This window comes from Bradyrhizobium sp. SHOUNA76 (genome assembly GCF_023006445.1).
In the GTDB taxonomy this organism is placed as follows: domain Bacteria; phylum Pseudomonadota; class Alphaproteobacteria; order Rhizobiales; family Xanthobacteraceae; genus Bradyrhizobium.
Genome location: NZ_JALBHA010000017.1, coordinates 1 through 20,656, shown reverse-complemented (window position 1 = coordinate 20,656; position 20,656 = coordinate 1). Strand labels below are relative to the sequence as shown.

17 protein-coding genes and 1 pseudogene are annotated in these 20,656 nt (G+C 64.0%); 11 read left to right on the top strand and 7 right to left on the bottom strand.

Going from position 1 to position 20,656, the window contains the following annotated elements; all coding sequences use genetic code 11:
* Window positions 1–4: 4 nt before the first annotated feature.
* Genes MOV74_RS04525 through MOV74_RS41245 form a run of 4 tightly spaced genes read left to right on the top strand, consistent with a single transcriptional unit; the run spans window position 5 to window position 3,942 of the window.
* A complete protein-coding gene (locus tag MOV74_RS04525; protein ID WP_246918313.1) occupies window positions 5–778 on the top strand; it encodes a GntR family transcriptional regulator in 774 nt (257 codons plus the stop codon).
* Between the two features lie 32 nt (window positions 779–810).
* Window positions 811–2,454 (top strand): arylsulfatase, encoded by a 1,644-nt coding sequence (locus MOV74_RS04520; RefSeq protein ID WP_246918311.1) that lies wholly within the window; start codon window positions 811–813, stop codon window positions 2,452–2,454.
* 3 nt (window positions 2,455–2,457) lie between these two features.
* Window positions 2,458–3,432, top strand: a complete 975-nt coding sequence (locus MOV74_RS04515; protein ID WP_246918309.1) for a formylglycine-generating enzyme family protein — start codon at window positions 2,458–2,460, stop codon at window positions 3,430–3,432.
* A 12-nt stretch (window positions 3,433–3,444) separates the two neighbouring features.
* Window positions 3,445–3,942, top strand: a complete 498-nt coding sequence (locus MOV74_RS41245) for an enolase C-terminal domain-like protein (RefSeq protein WP_404979114.1) — start codon at window positions 3,445–3,447, stop codon at window positions 3,940–3,942.
* 54 nt (window positions 3,943–3,996) lie between these two features.
* Here MOV74_RS41245 and MOV74_RS04505 read toward each other — a convergent pair whose 3' ends face one another.
* Window positions 3,997–4,977: a tripartite tricarboxylate transporter substrate binding protein gene (locus MOV74_RS04505; protein ID WP_246918307.1), complete on the bottom strand. Its 981-nt coding sequence runs from the start codon at window positions 4,975–4,977 to the stop codon at window positions 3,997–3,999.
* 335 nt (window positions 4,978–5,312) lie between these two features.
* Window positions 5,313–7,064, bottom strand: a complete 1,752-nt coding sequence (locus tag MOV74_RS04500) for an acyl-CoA dehydrogenase family protein (RefSeq protein ID WP_258719505.1) — start codon at window positions 7,062–7,064, stop codon at window positions 5,313–5,315.
* Window positions 7,065–7,210: 146 nt separating this feature from the next.
* On the opposite strand from MOV74_RS04500, the gene MOV74_RS04495 reads away from it, so the two are divergent.
* The 4 genes from MOV74_RS04495 to MOV74_RS04480 all read left to right on the top strand — a co-directional run bounded on the left by MOV74_RS04495 (window position 7,211) and on the right by MOV74_RS04480 (window position 10,351).
* Window positions 7,211–8,140, top strand: a complete 930-nt coding sequence (locus MOV74_RS04495; RefSeq protein WP_258719504.1) for a LysR substrate-binding domain-containing protein — start codon at window positions 7,211–7,213, stop codon at window positions 8,138–8,140.
* Window positions 8,141–8,241: 101 nt separating this feature from the next.
* Window positions 8,242–9,453, top strand: a complete 1,212-nt coding sequence (locus MOV74_RS04490; protein WP_246918304.1) for an ABC transporter substrate-binding protein — start codon at window positions 8,242–8,244, stop codon at window positions 9,451–9,453.
* A 39-nt stretch (window positions 9,454–9,492) separates the two neighbouring features.
* A complete protein-coding gene (locus MOV74_RS04485) occupies window positions 9,493–9,942 on the top strand; it encodes a VOC family protein (RefSeq protein ID WP_246918303.1) in 450 nt (149 codons plus the stop codon).
* Between the two features lie 4 nt (window positions 9,943–9,946).
* Complete coding sequence (locus MOV74_RS04480) at window positions 9,947–10,351, top strand: AMP-binding protein (RefSeq protein ID WP_246918301.1); 405 nt, start codon at window positions 9,947–9,949, stop codon at window positions 10,349–10,351.
* 128 nt (window positions 10,352–10,479) lie between these two features.
* On the opposite strand, the gene MOV74_RS04475 is transcribed toward MOV74_RS04480, so the two are convergent.
* The gene (locus MOV74_RS04475) at window positions 10,480–11,739 is read right to left on the bottom strand and encodes a lactonase family protein (protein WP_246918300.1); all 1,260 of its coding nucleotides are present in this window, start codon (window positions 11,737–11,739) and stop codon (window positions 10,480–10,482) included.
* Window positions 11,740–11,815: 76 nt separating this feature from the next.
* On the opposite strand from MOV74_RS04475, the gene MOV74_RS04470 reads away from it, so the two are divergent.
* The 3 genes from MOV74_RS04470 (at window position 11,816) to acnA (ending at window position 16,722) form a co-directional block, all read left to right on the top strand.
* A complete protein-coding gene (locus MOV74_RS04470; protein ID WP_246918297.1) occupies window positions 11,816–12,691 on the top strand; it encodes a GntR family transcriptional regulator in 876 nt (291 codons plus the stop codon).
* Window positions 12,692–12,805: 114 nt separating this feature from the next.
* Window positions 12,806–14,119, top strand: coding sequence for an MFS transporter (locus MOV74_RS04465; RefSeq protein WP_246918295.1), 1,314 nt, complete (start codon window positions 12,806–12,808; stop codon window positions 14,117–14,119).
* An 11-nt stretch (window positions 14,120–14,130) separates the two neighbouring features.
* Window positions 14,131–16,722, top strand: a complete 2,592-nt coding sequence (gene acnA, locus MOV74_RS04460; protein WP_246918293.1) for an aconitate hydratase AcnA — start codon at window positions 14,131–14,133, stop codon at window positions 16,720–16,722.
* A 363-nt stretch (window positions 16,723–17,085) separates the two neighbouring features.
* On the opposite strand, the gene MOV74_RS04455 is transcribed toward acnA, so the two are convergent.
* From MOV74_RS04455 to MOV74_RS04440, 4 genes and pseudogenes are all read right to left on the bottom strand, one after another.
* On the bottom strand, window positions 17,086–18,594 hold the full coding sequence (locus tag MOV74_RS04455; protein WP_246918291.1) for a glycerol-3-phosphate dehydrogenase: 1,509 nt from the start codon (window positions 18,592–18,594) through the stop codon (window positions 17,086–17,088).
* Window positions 18,594–19,352 carry a class II aldolase/adducin family protein gene (locus MOV74_RS04450; protein ID WP_246918289.1) on the bottom strand — a complete coding sequence of 253 codons (759 nt, stop codon included), beginning with the start codon at window positions 19,350–19,352 and terminating at the stop codon, window positions 18,594–18,596. The genes MOV74_RS04455 and MOV74_RS04450 overlap by 1 nt, the downstream gene beginning before the upstream one ends.
* Before the next feature lie 19 nt (window positions 19,353–19,371).
* Window positions 19,372–20,412, bottom strand: a complete 1,041-nt coding sequence (locus MOV74_RS04445; protein ID WP_246918285.1) for a 2-hydroxyacid dehydrogenase — start codon at window positions 20,410–20,412, stop codon at window positions 19,372–19,374.
* A pseudogene (locus tag MOV74_RS04440) lies at window positions 20,405–20,656 on the bottom strand (carbohydrate kinase); the annotation flags it as partial. The pseudogene MOV74_RS04440 and the gene MOV74_RS04445, both read right to left, overlap by 8 nt.

Here is a 20,656-nt window from a genome sequence, read left to right as displayed (position 1 = left end):
CACCATGGCTGTTCAAACACGCAAGAAAAAAGCCGCGCCGCTCGGCAGCGACGTGACCGCGGAGGGCTCCACGCCCCTGCATATCCAGATCCGCGAATCGATTCGCAGCCAGGTGCGCAACGGCAAGCTGATCGACGAGGCCGGCCGCCTGATGACCGAGGCCGAGCTCGGCCGTCATTTCGGCGTCAGCCGCATCACCATCCGCAACGCCATCGCGCCCCTGGTGAACGAAGGCATGTTCGACCGCTCGCGCGGCCGTGGCACCTTCCTGCGCTCGAACCAGCCCGAGAACTGGGTCGGCCACCTCATGGGCTTCTCGGAAACCATCCGCGACGCAGGCTACCAGGCCGGCGCCACGATCCTGCAGCAGGGCATGACCAACCGGCACGACGCCGCCGTTCGCGAGCAACTGCGCGAGCGCGCCGTCTGGCAGCTCCGCCGCTTGCGGCTCGCGGACGACACGCCGATCGCCATCGAGCACGCCTTCTATCCCCCGGATATCGGTCTCGAGCTCGAGAAGCGCGATCTGGTCTCGATCATCATGTACCGCGTCTTCGAGGACGAGCTTGGCCTCGCCATCAAGCACGCCCAGCAGACCATCAGCGCCGACCTCGCCGATGCCGGGAGCGCCAAGCTGCTGGGAGTGAAGGTCGGCTCGCCCCTTCTCTCCATCGAGCGCGTCACCTTCGGCAAGGACGGACGGGCGCTTGAGCTGCTGCGCGCCGTTTATCTGCCGAAATATTTCCGCCTCAGCATCAGCCTGACGCGCCGCCACTAGCAACGCCACACGTCAAGAACGAGGACACAAACATGCCGAATGGCGCAAAGACCCCCGATAGCCCCAACATCCTGCTCATCCTCAACGACGACATGGGCTTTTCGGACATTGGCTGTTACGGCGGCGAGATCCAGACGCCGAACCTCGATCGCCTTGCGGCCAATGGCTTGCGCTATTCGCAATTCTACAACACCGCCCGCTGCAGCCCCTCGCGCGCCTCGCTGCTCACCGGCCTGCATCCGCACCAGACCGGCATCGGCATTCTCACCTACAGCAACGGCCCTGAGGGCTATGCCGGCAATCTGAACAAGAGCTGCGTGACGATCGCCGAGGCTCTGAAGAGCAAGAACTACACGTCCTACCTCAGCGGCAAGTGGCACATCGCCAGCAGCCTGACGGAGCCGACCGACGCATGGCCGATGCAGCGTGGCTTCGACCACTTCTATGGCACCATCATCGGCGCCGGCAGCTTTTACCATCCCAACACGCTCACCCGTGGCAACGACAATATCGAGCACGAGGCGGAGAAGGATCCCTCGTTCTTCTACACCGACGCGATCAGCGATCAGGCCGCCGCCTTCATCCGCCAGCACAAGGCGCAGAAGCCCGATGCGCCGTTCTTCCAGTACGTCGCCTATACGGCGCCGCACTGGCCGCTCCATGCCCATGACGAGGATATCGCCAAGTACAAGGGCCGCTTCGATGCGGGGTGGGACAGGCTGCGCGAGGAGCGCCTCAAGCGGCTTGTCGACGACGGCATCATCCATCCGAACTGGCGCCTGACCGATCGCGATCCGACCCAGCCGCCGTGGACCGACGCGGAGCAGCGCGAATGGACGCTGCGCTGTATGGAGGTCTACGCAGCCCAGATCGACCGCATGGACCAGGGCATCGGCCGGATCCTGAAGGCGCTGGAAGAGACCGGCCAGATGGACAACACGCTGATCATCTTCCTCTCCGACAACGGCGCCTGCGCCGAGGACATTCCGGAAGGCGTCACGGCAAAGGAGCTGGTCGACCAGCTCATGATCGCCAAAGCCACAACACGAGACGGCAGGCCGGTGCGCTTCGGCAATGATCCGACCCTGATGCCTGGCGCCGAGGACACCTATCAGAGCTACGGCACCGCCTGGGCAAACCTCTCCAACACCCCGTTCCGGCTCTACAAGCACTGGATCCACGAAGGCGGCATCGCGACCCCGTTCATCGTGCACTGGCCGCGCGGCATCTCCGAAAAAGGCGGCCTGCGGCACAATCCGAGCCAGCTCACCGACGTGATGGCGACCATCCTCGACGTCACCGGGGCCACCTATCCAAAAGAGTACAACGGCAACGCCATCCTTCCCTGCGAGGGAGAGAGCCTCGTGCCGTCATTCGCGGCCGCCTATGGCAATCGCGGCCCGCTGTTCTGGGAGCACGAAGGCAACGCGGCCGTGCGCGCCGGCAAGTGGAAGCTGGTGCGCAAATATCCCGGGCCTTGGGAACTCTACGACATGGAAACCGATCGCACCGAAATGAACGATCTCGCCGCGCAGCATCCGGATCGCGTCCGCGAGATGACGGCGCAGTATCAGCAATGGGCCAATCGCTGCGGCGTGATCCCGCGCGAAAAGATTCTCGAGCTGATGAAGTCGGAAGGCGGCACGGCCTTCTGGGAGGAAGAGAAGCAGATATAGGACATGACGAAAGGTCGCTCACACTGTTGCACCCAGCGCGCCGCCGACGGCGGGCCGGCGACGGGCGCGGATGCGCAAGCAGCGATTCTTCCCAGTCCAACCCCGATCCCGCGCCGCTGGAGCTCGCTGATCGGCGGAACGTTTCGCATGGGATCGGCCGACATCGGCTTCGTCGAAGACGGCGAAGGCCCGGTGAGGCTGGTGACGCTGTCGCCGTTTGCCATTGCCTGCCACGCCGTGAGCAATCTGCAATTCGGCGACTTCGTCCGTGCCACGGGCTACACGACGGACGCAGAACGCTACGGCTGGAGCTTTGTCTTCGACGGGCTGTTGCCGGGAGCGACGCGCAACGCCCGCACGACCCGTGCTCAGGAAACACCATGGTGGATTCCCGTGCTGCACGCCTATTGGGCGCAGCCGGAAGGACCGTCGAGCAGCATTCTCGACAGGCTCGATCATCCCGTCGTCCACGTCTCCTGGAACGACGCACAAGCTTACTGCCAATGGTCCGGCACGCGCCTTCCGACCGAAGCGGAATGGGAGATGGCCGCGCGCGGCGGGTTGGACCAGGCCACCTACCCCTGGGGCAACGAGCTGCAGCCCGGCGGCGAGCATCGCTGCAATATCTGGCAGGGCAACTTTCCCGACCGCAACACCATGGATGACGGCTATTTCGGTACGGCGCCCGTTCACAGCTTTGCGCCCAACGGATATGGCCTGCACAATGCCGCCGGAAATGTCTGGGAATGGTGCGAGGACTATTTCTCGCCGAGCTATCACCGCCTCACGCCATCGCAAGATCCTCTGAACGGCGAGCCGGCGCCCAACCGATCGATGCGCGGGGGATCCTTCCTCTGCCACGAGTCCTACTGTAACCGCTACCGCGTCGCGGCGCGAAGCTCCAACACGCCCGACTCCTCATCCAGCAATATTGGTTTCCGGGTCGTACGCTTCGAGCCGCTGCGGGATCCGGCATAGGATGGCGCAGGCATCCCATCCCGCGAAGCCGGCCACGGCTCCTGGCATTCGCCCGCTGCCGTTGTTCCTGCGCAATTTCGTGCGCAATCGCGAGACCGGCCTTGTGCTTGTCGCCATCGTCGCCGGACTGCGCTCTGGAAGCTGCTCGGCGGAGCCATTGCGCAGGCGCTGGAACTTGCACCGCAGCTCGATCGCTTCGGTCTCGCCTGGCTCGAGGAGCCGATCCGCGCGGATCGCCCGCGGCAGGAATGGACGCAGCTGCGCGAGGCCATTCGCTTTCCGCTCGCAGCCGGCGAGAACATCGCAAGCCACGCCGGCTTTGCCGAGGTGCTGCGTGAGCCGGTGCTCGATGTCGTCCAGCCCGACATCGCCAAATGGGGCGGGCTGTCGGCTTGCGCGAGCATCGCCCGCGACATCCTGCGTCGGGAAAGAAGTTCTGCCCGCATTATCTCGGCGCCGGTGGGCCGCGCGGAGCGCGGAGCCTTTGGAGCAAGTCAGCCACGAACTTGAACTCGCGAAAAGCCCTAATCGTCGCGCCAGGGTTGCTGGTTTAACGCCTTGGGCTCATTCAATTCGCAATCCGATCGAGTTGATAAGGTCTCGCCATTTGGGAATTTCCCGTGCCATGAAGTTCGCCAGATATGCGGGACTATTCGACGGCGCCGGAATAATCCCTTGTGCATCGAGAATTGGCTTGATGGAACTGTCGTTCATGGCGGCCACGAACGCCGCATTGAGCTTCTCAACGATCGGCGCTGGTACGCCCTTCGGTGCAACGACGCCGAAAAAGACGCTGACGTCGAATCCCTTGAGTCCCTGCTCATCGAAGGTCGGCACGTCGGGCAGCACCGGCGTCCGCTCGATCGTCGTCACGCCGAGCGCACGAAGTACGCCCGCCTTGATGTGAGGGGCGGAAACGAAAATGTCAGCGAAGCTCATCTGAACCTGGCCGCCGATGAGATCGTTGATCGCAGGCGCGCCGCCACGATAGGGCACATGCAGGATGTCGGTGCCGGCGATGGCGTTGAACATGACACCCGCGAGGTGAGTGGATGCGCCATTGCCGGACGAGGAGAAGCTCAACTTTCCCGCATTCGCTTTCGCATACGCGATCAATTCCTGCACATTCTGCGCCGGTACTGAGGGATGTACCGAGAGCACGTTTGGCATTTTTCCGATCATGATGACCGGATCGAAGCTTTTGATCGGATCGTAGCTGAGCTTCGTGTACAGGCTCACATTGATGGCGAGCGGGCCCGATGTTCCGAACAGGAGGGTATATCCATCGGCCGGCGACTTGGCGACAAAGTCTGCTCCGACGTTGGCGCCGGCACCGGCACGGTTTTCGACAATGACGGGTTGGCCAAGCTTGGTTCTGACGCCCTCGGCCAGAGACCGCGCCAATGCGTCCGTCGGTCCGCCGGCCGCAAATGGTACGATGAATTTGATCGACCGCTCGGGAAATTCCGCCCACGCTATCGCGGGCATGGACAACGCAATGGACGACGCAAGAAGTAATTTGCGGCAAAGACCGATGAACTCCATAGGCTCCTCCCCTCCCCGCAAGGCTGACGCCATGCCGTTTTCCAACTCCTCGCCGGTTGAGTCTGGCGATCCTGTCGTGCAGCACGTCCGACTTATTGTTCCAGGAAGCTGTCCGCCCGAAATCAGCGACGAACGTCTCGCCGGCTTTCGGTCTCAACATTCCCGTCACCGTGCCGGTGCTAATCATCTGCCCCGCCTTCAGGCCGATGCCGGTCCGCGAGAGTTCGTTGGCGAGCCATGTCACCGGCACGATCGGATGGTCCAGCGCGATAGCAGCGCTGCCCTTCCGGCAAGGAGGCCGGCAAGTTCGCGTTGGGTCGACTGGTCCATTGTGATTACCTCACAAGGAGCGCGGCCGCGCGCGACAGCGGCACCGGCGCCTCACCCAGCAGCAAGTCGATGGCCTCGTCCTCCCAGCGCTGGCTCTCCAGGTTCAGCGTGTTCGGCTCTTGCAAGCGGTGCTCCAGCACAAAGCGGGCGAGCAGAAGGCGGCGGGCATCACCGCCGGATGTGCCCAGGCGCAGGCCCTCCTGGATGAACAGCGCGGCGGTGACAGCGTGATAGAGCTTGCCCGCCGCAAGCCGGCAGAATCGCTCGTTCTCCTCGCGTGAGGCGACCTCTTCGGCAAACCGCAGCGCGCCGTTGATTGCACTCTCGAGACGGGTACGGAATTGACCAGGAACTCCTTGCGTGTCGCCGAGCCGGCTGAGGAGATCATCGCGCAAGGCGGCATGCGCGCCGACCTTACCCACCGCGCGCTGAACGGCATCGAGCGCGTTGATGTTGCTGGTACCCTCCCAGATCAGGCCGAGATGGGCATCGCGCACCAGCCGCGCGTTCGGCCAATCCTCGATGTAGCCGTTGCCGCCGCGCACCTCCATCGCACCGGTCGCCACCGTGACATTGTCGCGGCAGGCCCGGTACTTGACGATCGGCGTCAGCAGCCGCAGCACCTTCTCCGGCGCGGTTGCCGAATAGAGCAGCGCGGACAGCGCCTGCTCGGTCGGCACCATCAGCTTCGCGAGTTGCCGGCGCATCAGGGGATGATCGACCACCGCGCGAGCGAAGGCGTTGCGGTGACGGGAGGCCTGAAGCGCTTCATTGAGGCAGCGCCGCATCATACCGGCGGCACGTGCCAGATGCGAGACGCGGCTGGAATTCACCATCACCAGCATGTGCTTCAGGCCCTGATCTAGCTCACCGAGCTGGTAGGCCACCGCGCCATCGAAAACGATCTCGCCGCTCGCCATGGTGCGGCTGCCGAGCTTGTCCTTGAGCCGCATGATCCGATAGGCATTACGGCCGCCATCCGGCAGCGTCTTCGGCATCAGGAACAGGCCGAGGCCACGTCCCCCGGCGGGCGCTCCCTCCGGTCGCGCAAGCAAGACAGCTAGTTCCGCATCTGCATTGGAGCAGAACCATTTCTCGCCATAGAGCTTCCAGTGCGCGCCATCGCGCACGGCGGTCAGTTCGGCCGCACCGACATCGGACCCACCCGCCTTCTCGGTCATGAACTGCGCGCATTTGAGCAGCGTGGCCGGGTCCTGGCTCCACATACGCGAAAGATAGCGCTCATGAAGCTCGAGGCTGCCGAAGCGGCGAACCAGCTCGGATGAGCTGTCGGTCAAGTTCACCGGACAGAGCAGGCCAAACTCGGCCTGCGAAAACAGATAGTGAAACACGTATTTCACGATCGGCGGCATCGCCGAGGGCCAGCCCAGCACGCCACTACGGTTGCACATCGCGTGCATGCCGAATTGGCCAAATGCGATCCGCTCCAGCTCCCGGTAAGCCGGGTGGTATTCGACCCATTCCTCGTCGCGGCCATAGCCGTCGCGGGGATGCAACACCGGCTGGTGGCGCTCGGCCTGATCGGACAGATCATAAAGCTTGCTTCCAGCGAGCGCGCCGAGCTCAGCAAGATGCGGCTCGAGATGCGCCAGCAGCGGCGCTTCCAAGTACAGGGGAAGCAAGTCCCGTACGCTCTGGTCGATGGCATAGTAATTTAACCCACGACAGGTGGGCGCCAAAGCCTCGGAGCGTCGAGACGACGCTTCGCGACGAGCCAAACCGGCATGAGCGGTCATGAGCTTCCCTCCAGATTGTCGCTCTTGGGCCGGGACGGACCCGGCCAGGCTCCGGGTATGACTTGACAGCGCTTCGCGCAAACGACTTCTTGGGCTGGGGCCTTGAGCGAGAGTCAAGGCTCGGTCATCCCGCGGGGCGCACGATCATGGCTTCACGACGACTTCCTCCGCTGCATGCCGTACGCGCGTTCGAAGCGGCCGCGCGACATTTGTCGATCACGCGCGCCGCCGACGAGCTGAACGTCACGGTTGGAGCTGTCAGCAGGCACGTCCGCGCACTCGAGGTACGCATGGGCACGGCGCTGTTCCTGCGGGGATCGCGGGGCCTGGTCCTGACCTCCGCCGGCAAAGCCTTCGCCGATTCCACGCGCGAAGCGCTGGACCGCATTGCGGACGCGGCCGAAGGCCTGCACCTCCGGCAGTTCAGACGGCTCTCCGTCGGCGTGTACGGGTTCTTCCTATCGCGCTTCCTCCTGCCGATGTGGCCCGGCCTCACGGCCGCGCATCCCGAGTTGGAGATCGATCTGCACACCAGCGCGAACCCCGTCGACCTTCTTGCGAGCCGCTACGACGCGGTCATAGCGGTTTCGGACGGGCAACCCAGAGCGGGCCTGGTCACGCGGCCTCTGCTACCGATCGCCACCGTGCCGGTCTGCTCGCCTGCCTTGCTAAAGGGCGGCGTACTGGACTTCACGACCGTTCCACTGCTGCACAACAGGCCAAGACCGGACGACTGGCGTCGCTGGCTCGACCATGCGCAGCTCACCAAGGTGCCTGTCCGCGGCGGAAGCAGTTTTGAGAATCTCGGCCTCGCCATCGAAGCCGCGGCGGCCGGGCTAGGCGCCGCCATCGCCATCGAGAGCCTGCTGGCTCCGGATCTTGCCCACCTCAATCTCGTGAGAGCACATCCCATCGTCCGGCCGACGCGGCGTCACTTCGTGCTCGAATACGAGCAACGCATGGCGGACGACACTGCGGTCGCAGCGTTTGCTAATTGGCTGTCCGGCATCTGCAAACAGCAGAGCACGAGCAAGACAGCAGCCAAGACACCCACGCGAAAGCGTTCTCCCGATTGAGAGTTGAGTTTCGCTCAAGCCACACCGAGAAAACCTCGTTTGCCAGCCTGAACCGGCTCTGACACAGACCCTGCCATCAAATCATGACGGGGAAACGCTCGATGAAGCTGGTACTCGGAATGCTCGTTGCTGGACTGGCAATCGGGGCAAGCGCACCGGCCGGCGCGCAGATCTCCGGCGACGTTGTCAAGATCGGCGTGCTGACCGACATGTCGGGCATCGTTTCCGATGCCACGGGCGAAGGCTCGGTCGTCGCCGCTCAACTGGCCGCAGAGGAATTCGGCAACCGCGTCGCCGGCAAGGCCGTGCAGATCGTCTTCGCGGACCATCAGCTCAAGCCCGACGTCGGCGCCAGCATCGCCCGCAAATGGTTCGAGCAGGAGGGCGTTGACGCCATCGCCGATGTTCCGAACTCGGCCGTCGCCCTCGCGGTTCAGGAGGTCGCCCGGGCACGGTCGCGCGTCATGCTGTTCTCCTCGCCTGGAACAACCGCACTTACGAACCAGTTCTGCTCTCCGACCAGCGTCGCCTGGACGTTCGACACCTATGCCCTTGCCCGGGGAACGGCCAAGACCGTGGTCGAGGGTGGCGGCAAGACCTGGTACTTCGTGACCGCGGACTACGCTTTCGGTCATCAGCTTCAGAAGGATGCCAGCACCGTCGTTCAAGCCAACGGAGGCAAGGTGCTGGGAGCCTCGGCGCACCCACAAGGGACCACTGATTTCGCCTCCTTCCTCCTCCAGGCGCAAGCTTCGAAAGCCAGCATCGTCGGGCTCGCGAATGCCGCCGGAGATACCGTCGCAACGATCAAGCAGGCTGAAGAGTTCGGCCTGACGGCGGGCGGGCAGAAAATGGCGGCCATGCTCCTGCTGCTCACCGACGTCCACTCGCTCGGCCTGCAGGCGACACAGGGCACGCTCCTCACGACCCCCTTCTATTGGGATCTCAATGAACAGACCCGCGCCTGGTCGGACAAGTTCGCGGCCCGGCGCAAAGGGCAGCGGCCAACGTTCATGCAGATCGGCGTCTATGAGGCTGTTCGTCACTATTTGCAGGCCATCGAGGCAACCGGTTCGGACGACGCGGACAAGGTGATCGCGAAGATGCGCGCAACGCCGATCGAAAGCGCCTTCACCCATGGCGCCACGATCCGCGAGGACGGTCGCGTCATTCGCGACATGTACCTGGCAGAGGTCAAAACCCCGAAGGAGTCCAAGGGAGAGTGGGACCTCTACAAGATTCTCCGGACAATCCCGGCTCAAGACGTGACCATTCCGCTGGCCGAGAGCACCTGCCCGCTCGTGAAGCGCTGACACGACATCAGACCCTGACTCCAACACCCGAGGACGACCATGACGACACCCGAGAGCGAGTGGCAATATCCCTACGGCACCAAGCAGCGCTACCACCTCCAGCACGTGCATCTCTTTGCCTCCGACGTCGATGCGACCATCGATTTTTACAAGAAGTGGTTCGACGCCGAGGTGATGTGGGACGGGGATGTCGCCGGTGCGCGCAACGTCTTCATCAAGGTCGGTATCGGCGCGCTGCATCTTTACGACCAGCTTCCGCGCGGAGAAGGCAAGAACGCCGTCCACCACCTGGGCATGCAGGTCGTCGGCATCGACGAGCTCTACGACCGCATGAAGGCAGCGGACCTTCATATTCCCAATCCCATTCGCCGTCTCGGCGGCGGCGGCTATTTCATGCTCGGCGCGCCGGACGGCGTCGTCATCGAGGTGTTCGAGCCGGGCAAGCTCCGCGAGCCGGTGGTGCGTGACTATTATGGCTTCGGGGGATAGACCCTTGAACATCCCGGCTCCGCTCGAGACCATTGCCGACCTCGTGGCCGCTCATGCGGAGAAAACTCCGGCCAAGACCGCCCTGACATTCGTGGACGTGACGGCTGACGGTGGGTATCGGACAGAGGAGCGCTCGTACGCGCAGTTGGAAAGAAACGGCGCGGCGCTCGCCAAGCGACTGGCCGCGCTTGGCCTTCGGCGGGGCGACGCCTTCGCCCTGATGATGGCCAACCATCCGGAATTCGTCGAAGCCGTGGTGGCAGGTGCGATGCTGGGAGCCGTCTTCGTGCCCATCGATCCCAATCAACGCACAGGGCACGCTGCTCTGCCTCGGTCTAGTATCCGCATAAGCGCCCGAATTTGCTCGACGAGGTCGAACGCGCCTTGGGGTGCAAGCGTCCCCTCGTGAAGAATCGCACCCTATGCCGTGAACACGCGCCCGGGAGATCATTCACGATGATGAAGCCTCGAGCCGGTCCAGATGACGCCTCTGACCATCTGGCTCACATCAGTGATCGAAGAAGTTCTAGCTCTGGTTCAAGCCTGTCTGAAGAGAATGCAAACCGGGCTTCCGACCTTGACCACCTTGTCGGTGGCTACGAGACGACCATCCACGGTACGATTGAACATCGCAACGGTGTCGCTATCCTCGTTGGCCGCGAACAGATATCTATCCGATACAGCAAGCGCGAAAAACCGCGGCGTCTTGCCTCCGCTGAGCGTCCAGCCCACCGACGAGAGCCGTCCGTTCGCAGCGTCGATCGCAAAAATACCGATGCTGTCATTGCCTCGGTTTGACGCATAGACGTAGCGACCATCGGCCGAGACTGCGATCTCCGCGGCGCGGCTGTCGCCGGTGTAGGTATCCAGCACGGCCGAGACCACCTGCAACGGCGTCAGCGCACCATTGGCCGGGTCGAAACGATACGCCGTCACCGTGGAATCCAGCTCATTGACGACGTAGGCCAGCTTACCGGCGGGATGGAACGCTACATGCCGCGGCCCTGCCCCCTCACGGGAACGGACCGGCGGAACGGCCTGCACCAGCTTGCTCTTCTCCGCATCGATCCGGTAGGTGAAGACGAGGTCGAGCCCTTTGTCAGGCACTACAATGAATTTTCCGGACGGATCAAACTCCACCTGATGCGGCTTCGCAAACGGCTGCTCGACGCGGTGCGGGCCGATCTTGCCTTCCAGCTTGACCAGGTCGATCACCGCACCGAGTGAGCCGTCGTCGTTGCGCGGCAACAGCGCCAATGTCGAGGTTATGTGGTTGGCGACCACGACGAAGCGGTTGCTCGGATCAATTGCGAGATGCACGGGGTTCTTGCCCTCTGTGCTCTGGCGGTTAATCACCCGCAGCTTTCCATCTGCGGGATCAATTGCCATCGCGGTGATGTCGCTGAGATCGCCATGGACGGTGTAGAGGAAACGCCGGGTGCGGTCGAAAGCGAGGAACGAGGGATTGACGAGATCGCCGAGCAATTGAAGATGGGTCCACTCCCCGCTCGCATTGTCCATGCGATAGACATTCAGGCCGTCGCCGCGGGCGTTGCGTTCCTTTGTGGTGCGCGCGCCGACATAGACGTACGAAGTGGATCCTTCCGGCATGGTCTGCTCCCATGAAACTTGGCGCGCCTGTGCGCGCAATGACGGCGCAGCGGCCGCGAACGCACCGCCGATCGCAAGATGCGCCAGCCTGCGCCGGGACAGTTCGAGCGGCCGTTTCCCAAGCGCCATTGCTCTCTCCCTATATTGCTTTTTATCGCTTAAAACACAATTCTGTGACGAGCACAACGGTCTTCCTTACGCTTGTGCCGACCGGGCGGGTCGGCCAATGATCCATGCTCCAGTCGCCCTTTGAGTCGTTTGCATGCCCCGTCCCAACCTTGCCACCCAGATGACCACGCGGATCCTCGACTACATCCGCGTCAACGATCTCGAGGCTGATCATCATTTGCCGAGCCAAGTGCTGGCAGATGCGCTCCGCGTCTCGCGCGCGCCGATCAACGCCGCCCTCCAGATATTGGAGGACATGAACGTCGTGCGGTCTGAGCCAAACCGTGGCTTCTTCCTGGTCAAGAGCGCGCGCGAGCTTCCGCAGATCCCGCACACCGCCGAGGAACAAGAGGATGAATGGTACTTTGCGATCGCGGAAGACCGGCTGTCCGGCAAGCTCCCCGAGCGTGTCAGCGAAAGCGAGCTGATGCGGCGCTACGGCTTGTCGCGCACGCGCCTGCTCAAGATTCTCACGAAGATCTCCGATGAGGGCTGGATCGAGCGTCTGCCCGGCAATGGCTGGGAGTTTGGGCCGCTGCTGACCTCGCGCGAGAGCTACCAGCAAGGCTATCAGCTGCGCATCGCGCTGGAGCCGCAGGCACTGACCCTGCCGAGCTTCGAGGTCGATCGCACGGCCTTCGCCGCAGCGCGGGAGAAGCAGCAATGGCTGCTCGACGGCGCCTACAAGCGTGCCTCCCGCGCGGAAATCTTCGCCGCCAACAACGACTTCCACGAAATGCTGATGACGTGCAGCGGCAATCCGTTCTTCCTCGACGCGGTGAAACGCGTCAACCGGCTGCGCCGCCTCGTCGAATATCGCATCACAGTGGACCGCAGCCGCCTGCCCCAGCAGTGCCGCGAGCACATCAACATCCTGGATTTGCTGGAGAAAGGCCTCCGCCAGGAGGCCGCCGACTTCCTTCGAGTCCATATCTCCGGCGCGGGGCTGATCAAGATCCCCCGCGCGTAGCGCAACATTGGGCTTATTGTCTTTTATAATTTAAAATGCAATAACGCTTCCCGAAGGCGGCTGCCGGAGAGACGGACAAGCGCGCCAAATCCACAAGCCCGGGGAAGCGCCGCCATGTCCGCGACATCAGTCGAGCAGTCCGCAACGCGCAAGGTGTTCTGGCGCATCGTGCCCTACTGCTTCGTCCTTTACGTGATCTCCTATCTCGACCGCGCCAATATCGGCTACGCGGCGCTCCAGATGAACAAGGAGCTGGCGCTGACCAGCGAGGCCTTCGGCTTCGCCGCCGGCATCTTCTTCATCGGCTATTTCCTGTTCGAGGTGCCGAGCAACGTCGCGCTCAACAAATACGGCGCGCGCATCTGGATTTCGCGAATCCTGATCACCTGGGGCATCGTCGCGACCGCGACCGCCTTCGTGCAGAGTGCGACGCAGCTTTACGTGCTGCGCTTCCTGCTCGGCGTCGCGGAGGCCGGCTTCTTCCCCGGCATCATCATCTACCTGACCTACTGGTTCCGCGCCAAGGAGCAGGCCACCACGGTCGCGCTGTTCACCGCGGCGATCCCAGTGTCGTATCTCCTGGGCGCGCCGCTCAGCACCTGGATTATGGATCACGTCTCCGGGTTCGGCCTCAGCGGCTGGCGCTGGATGCTGCTGCTCGAGGGCGGCCCCGCCGTGATCGCCGGCATCGCCAACTATTTCATCATGACCGACAGGCCGGAGCAGGCGCGCTGGCTGACCGTGGAAGAGCGCGACTGGCTGACCGGAGAACTGCGCAAGGACCACGCCACGCGCCCCAATGTCGAGCATCTCGGCGTGATCGCCGCGATCACCAATCCGAAGGTGCTATTCCTTTCGGTGATCTATTTCGTCTACCAGGTCGGCAATCTCGGCATCGGCATGTGGATGCCGCAGATCATCAAGGGCATGTCGGGCTCGCTGACCAATTTCGAGATCGGCCTCGTCGCCATGCTGCCCTACGCGTTTGCAACGGTTGTGATGGTGCTGTGGTCGCGCAATTCCGACCGCACGGGCGAGCGGCAGAAACATTCGGCGCTGCCGCTTTTGCTCGGCGCCGTCGCGCTCGCCCTCACCGGCCTGTTCGTTCAGCCGGCCGTTGCGATGGCGCTGATCTCGCTCGCGCTCGCCGGCATCTACGCCTTCAAGTCGCCGTTCTGGTCGCTGCCGGGTCTGTTCCTCAGCCGCTCCACAGCGGCGGTCTCGATCGCCGCGATCAATTCGATCGGCAATCTCGGCGGCTTTGCCGGGCCATATGCGATCGGTGCGATCAAGGACTGGACCGGCAGCACCTATGGCGGCTTGTTGTGCCTCAGCGGTCTCCTGTTCGTCTCCTTCCTGATGACTTGGTTCGCCCGGATGGAAAACACTGCTGCCGGGCGCGCCAAGCCGGCCGAGCAGCACGCTTGAGGACCTTTGGTATGGGCGACGTCACCACGCTTTCGGCCGCAGGCAAGACCTATCGCATCGCCGATATTGCAGGCGTCGCGGGCGACGATCTCGTGCGACTGCCAGTGATCCTGCGTATCCTGCTCGAAAACGTATTGCGCAATGCCCGGCGGGAACGCGACGATGCCGTCGCTGCGATACGTGACTGGCTGCGAAATGGCACGAGCGAGCGCGAGATCGCCTTCCAGCCCTCGCGCATCCTCATGCACGACACCACCTGCGGCCCCGCCCTGGTCGACATCGCGGGCCTTCGGGCCTCGCTGGCCGAAGCCGGCGGCGACCCGGCCCGGCTCAATCCGGTGTTGCCGGTCGATGTCTCGACCGATCACTCGATCGGCGTCGACGTGTTCGCGCACAAGAACGCGCTCCAGCAGAACATGCAGCAGGAGCTCAAGCGCAACGCCGAGCGCTACCGCTTCATGAAATGGGCGACGTCGGCGCTGTCACGCGTCCGCGTGCATCCACCAGGCACCGGTATCATGCACACCCTGAATCTCGAACGCCTGGCGAACGTCGTCACCAGATTCGATCGTGACGGCACGCCGTGGGCAGCGCCGGACACGCTGATCGGGACCGACAGCCATACGCCGATGATCAACGGCATCGGGGTGCTTGCCTGGGGCGTCGGCGGGCTGGAAGCTGAGAGCGTGATGTTCGGAATGCCTGTGATGCTGCGGGTGCCCGATGTGATCGGTGTGCGCCTCACCGGCTGCTTGCGCGAGGGCGTCCTCGCCACCGATCTTGCGCTCACGGTCACCGAGCGCCTGCGCCGCATCGATCTGGCCGATCGCTTCGTCGAATTCTACGGCCCTGGCGTCTCCACTCTGTCCGCGGGCGACCGCGCCGTGGTTGCCAACATGACGCCGGAGTTCGGCGCCAATTCCGGCTATTTCCCGATCGACCAAAGGACGATCGAGTATCTCGTGCAGACAGGCCGCTCGGTCGAGCAGATCGCGCTGGTCGAGGCCTATGCCCGCCGGCAGCAGCTCTGGTTCAATCCGCAGGCCGTCCCCCGCTACACCGACACTTTGACTATCGATCTCGACGAAGTCGAGGTCAGCGTCGCCGGTCCGCGCCGCCCGCAGGATCGCATAGCAGCGAGCTGCACTGCGGGAGCGCTTGGCCTAGCCGCTGCCGCATCTCCGACTGAGGGCCCCAGCGATGGCTCGGTCGCAATCGCCGCGATTACGAGTTGCACCAACACGTCCGACCCGCGCCTGCTGATCGCGGCCGGCCTCGTCGCGCGCAAAGCGCGGCAGTTCGGCCTCAAGCCGCCGGCCTGGGTGAAAACGTCACTCGCGCCAGGTTCGCCCACCGCCGACACTTATTTGCGTCGCGCTGGCCTGCTGGACGATCTCGAGGCGCTCGGCTTCAGCATCGTCGGCTATGGTTGCACCACCTGCATCGGCAATTCCGGCGCGCTCGCGCCCGTGATGGCCGAGGCCATGACTTCGAGGAAAATCGCGCCGGTCGCGGTGCTCTCCGGCAACCGCAATTTTCCTGGCCGCGTCCACACGCAGGTCGAGAACGGCTTTCTTGCCTCGCCGCCGCTCGTCGTCGCCTTCGCGCTTGCGGGCGACGCAGAGCGTGACATTCTGCATGATGCGATCGGGCGCGACATGGACGGCCGGGATATTCATCTTTCCGATCTCTGGCCGTCCGGCGCCGAAATCGATGCAGCACTGGCGCAAGCGCGCGACGTGACCGACTATGCAATCTCCTACGATGCCGCAGAAGCCAGCGCCGCGTGGGCCGCACTCGATGCGCCCACCGAGGCCCCCCTGTTCCCTTGGGACCAAGCCTCGACCTATATCCGCCGGCCGCCGTTTGCTGGCATCGGCAAGGGCACGCGCCTCGGCCGCTATGCCGCGACGCCGTTGCTTGTGCTCGGTGACGATATCACGACTGATCACATCTCGCCGGCGGGGGCCATTCCAGCAAGCAGCGATGCGGGCGAATACCTCGTCGCGCGTGGCGAGACGCCGCAAGATCTCAACGTCTTCGCCTCGCGACGGGGCAATTGGGAGGTGATGCTACGCGGCCTCTTCACCAACAAGAGCGTGCGCAACCTGCTGGCGAGCGATCTAGCGCCCGGCACGACCATCCATGCGGATTCCGGCGCACGCATGTCGCTCCGGCTTGCTGCCGAGCGTTATGCGGCCGAGGGACGGTCTCTCGTCATCGTGGCCGGTGAGCGCTACGGCATGGGCTCTTCGCGCGACTGGGCCGCCAAGGGGGTGGCGTTGCTCGATATTCGCGCCATTCTCGCGCTGAGCTTCGAGCGGATCCACCGCTCGAACCTGATCGGAATGGGTATCCTGCCGCTGCGCCTGCCAAGGGATCGTCGGCCGCAAGATCTCGGACTGAGGCCCGGCGACGATCTGGAGATCGACGCCGACCCTGGCACAATCGCCCCGCGAGCTCCGGTGAGTGTGAGGATTGTGACGGACGGTGTCGCGCGGGACTGCTTCGTCGCAACGGCTGCGATCGAGACGAATCTGGAGTGCGAGATTCTTCAGGTTGGTGGGCTGCTGCCGCTGATTCTGCGGAATGCTTTCGACTGATTTGAGATGGTCCCCCCCATCTCAAATGGTCCGCTCACGCTGGCTCTGACAGGCTTTTTCTTGATGTCCCAGTGCACACGTCGTGCACACGCCGCCTTCTAACCTATTGAAAGACTTAGACTCTCGCTCCAGCCATCATGGGCCAATTTGAGCCAGCTTCAGCCAAAAAGATCGAGGCTGGTCAATGGTGATCAGCTTTACGCGCGAGAAGGCGGGCAGTCACTCCAATTGAGCTACTCCGACATCTAAGCAGCTCCAGCCTGACGGATAGCTTCCGATCTCGAGCTAGCGAAGACTTCCATTGGCCTTTCATGCACAGATCGCCTACAGCACCGGTACGGTTGAGGGGCATGGCGCCGACGGTTAGATAAAGCTCGCAAATGCGTTCCGTTGCGCCGCCGTCAGGCGCAAGCCGTGCTTGGTGCGCCGATCCAGGAAATCGCTGGGCCCTTTGGCCCATTCGGTCTCGCGAAGAAACATGGCCTCGCGTTCGTAGAAGTCTCCGCCGAAATGCCGGCCGAGATCGGCCGACACGCGGGCGGGACCCAGCAGCTCGCGCGCCCGCGTGCCGTACAGGCGGGCATAGTGGTGGACCAGCTTGCGCGGCAGATCGGGATATTCGCGCGCTAGCTGGACGATGAAGGCATCGAAGTCACGGCCGAAGTCGCCACCCGGCAGCGGCCGTCCCGCCGTCCAGGCCTGCGCCATGGTCGGGAACCACGGCGTGAGACGCTGCAACGCCTGCTCTGCGAGCCGGCGGTAGGTGGTGATCTTGCCGCCGAAGATCGAAAGCAGCGGCGGCACGCCTGGCGCGCCATGAACCTCGAAAACATAATCGCGCGTCACCGCCGACGGATTGGCGGCATTGTCATCGTAAAGCGGCCGGACGCCGGAAAAGGCATGGACGATCTGGCGCTGCTCCGGCGGGACTCGAAAATAGCGGCGCAACACGCCCAGGAGGTAGGCGACCTCGCCGTCGTCGATCGCGACGTCCTCCGCACGGCCGTCATAAGGGATGTCCGTCGTGCCGATCAGCGCCAGATCCTTCTCGTAAGGGTTGACGAAGATGACGCGCTGGTCCTCGTTCTGGAGCAGATAGGCTTGCGGCCCGCTCCAGAATTTCGGCACCACGATATGACTGCCCTTGACCATGCGCACATTGTGCGAGGCGCTCAGCCCGATGACGTCCTGGACGACGTCCTGGACCCACGGCCCGGCCGCATTGACCAGCGCGCGCGCCCGGACGATCCGCACCCCGCCGTCGTCCGCCTGCATCTCCAGTTGCCATGCGTCCCCTTCCCGGCGCGCACTGACCGCGCGGGTGCGGGGCAGGACGACGGCGCCGTTGCGCGCGGCATCGACCAGATTGAGGATCACGAGCCGGGAGTCGTCGACCCAGCAATCCGAATATTCAAAGCCGCGGTGAAATTCGGGGCGCAGCGCCGCGCCCGCCGGTGCGTGCGTGAGATCGAGACCATGGCTCGCCGGCAGATGCTTGCGGCCGCCGAGATGGTCGTAGAGAAACAGCCCGGCTCGAATGAGCCAGGCCGGGCGCTGCTCCGGTGAGTGCGGCAGCACGAAACGCATCGGCCAGATGATGTGCGGCGCGGAGGCGAGCAGAACCTCGCGCTCGATCAAGGCTTCGCGCACCAGGCGAAACTCGTAATATTCGAGGTAGCGCAGCCCGCCGTGAACGAGCTTTCCCGAGCGCGACGAGGTGCCCTCGGCAAGATCGCCCTTCTCGCACAGCAGAACCTTCAGGCCGCGGCCCGCCGCATCGCGCGCGATGCCGGCCCCGTTGATGCCACCGCCGATGATCGCGATGTCGACCAGACCGTGATCCCTGCCCGCGTACGGCGCAGCCCCGGTCATCACGTCCTGCTGCGCTTCTTCTCGACCCGTTGCCGCGCTGCCGCCTTTGCCGATGCGCCCGCCCTGCCCGGCTTCGGCCTGGCAGCCTTGGACTTGGAACCTTCGGGCTGCTGGAGACCGTAAGTCGAGAAGCCCTTCGCGGTGTCGGCGATCTCGGCTTCGCTGAGAATGTGCGGCGATCCCAATGCAAGCGAGAGATAGTATTGGCGCGCGATGGTCTCGAGCTCGACCGCCAGCCACATCGCCTTGTCGAGGTTGGCGCCGACCGCGATCATGCCGTGATTGGCCAGCAGGCAGCCGTTACGGCCTTCGAGCGCGACGAGCGCCAGCTCGGACAATTCCGCCGTGCCGTACCGCGCATAGCCGGCGCAACGGATGTCATTGCCGCCGAACGCGGCCATCATGTAGTGGCAGGCCGGGATCGGCTTGCGCGCGATCGCGAGCACGGTCGCATAGGTCGAATGGGTGTGGACGACGGCGCCGACATCGGGACGGCCGCGCATGATGTCGAGATGAAAGCGCCATTCGGTCGACGGCTTTAATGGCCCGTCCCAGGAGCCGTCGTCGCGATCGAGCGGCATCGCGGCGATCATCTCCGGCTTCATCGCGTCATAGGGCGTCGCGGACGGCGTGATCAGCATCCGGTCCTTGTAACGGGCGGAGATGTTGCCCGACGTGCCCTGATTGAGGCCCGATGCGTTCATCCACCGACATTTGGCGATGATCGCCTCGCGCAACTGTCGCTCCTCGCGGGTCATGGCAAGATACCTTTCGTCTTCAACACGGATTGAGCGGCGGCTCGCCGGCAAGATAGCGGCGAACCTCTTCCGCCGCCTGATCGGCGGCAATGGTGACGGTGCGCAACGAGGCTCCCGCAATATGGGGCGTCAGCGTGACGTTGGGCAATTGCAGCAGCGGCCAGTCGGCCGGCACCGGCTCCACGGCAAAGGTGTCGAGCATGGCCCCGCCGAGCCGTCCGACAGACAGCGCCTCGAACAGCGCCTGGTAGTCGACCAGGGGGCCACGCGCCGTATTGATGAAGATGGCGCCGGGCTTGACCTGCGCCAGCGCCGCGCGATCGATGAAGCCGGTGGTCTCGGCGGTCACGCGCGCATGCAGGCTGATCACGTCGGCGCGCGCCAGGAGCTCGCCGAGGCCGACATGCTCGACGCCGTCATTACGATCCTGAGCGCTGAGCTGGACGTAGGGGTCCGTCACCAGGATCTTGCAGCCGAACGCCTTGAGCAGCTTTACGACGCGGGTGCCGATCGCGCCATAGCCGACGATGCCGACGGTCATCTCGCCGAGCTCGCGCCCGGTGCGATCGGCGCGATAGAGGTCGCCGCGCCATTCGCCGCCGCGCAGGGATTCATGCCCGCTGCGGATCAGGCGCGTTTCAGCGAGAATCGCGCCGATGGTGAACTCGGCCACGGCGCTGGCGTTGCGGCCGGGCGTGTTGACCACGAGCACCCTGTAGTCGCGCGCGGCCTGCATGTCGATATTGACGGGGCCGCCGCGCGAGACCGCGATGAATTTGAGGCCCGGCAGGCGCTGCAGCATCGATCGCGAGACCGGCGCAAGATGCGTCACCAGCAATGCGGCGTCGCCGATGAAGTTCACGACTTCATCGGGATCGCCCATGAACTCCTTCAGTCCGTCGAGCTTGGAGCCGGCATAGCCATGCTCCATCGGCTCGTCCGGCCATGGCTGCTCCAGAACGCGGATGTCGATGGCGTTGCCACAGGCTGCCGTGATCCGTTCGGCAAAGACCTTCGGCAGCATGAAGCGATCCCCGACGATGGCAATCTTGCTAGGCATGACCGGCTCCCGCACGCACGGCCGCGAGTTGCTTCCAAACCGGCCGCGCCGCGAGCCTGGCATTCAGATAGGCCGGAAACAGCCGTCCATAATGCGACGCCAATGCCGCGTCCGGCGTTTGCGGCGTCGCAAGATATGGCCGCACCCACACATCCGCGCAGGCCGTCATGTCCGGATAGAGGCCGGTCGCCACCGCCGCGATCATGGCGGCGCCCGCAGCTCCCGCCTCGCCGCGGCTACAGAC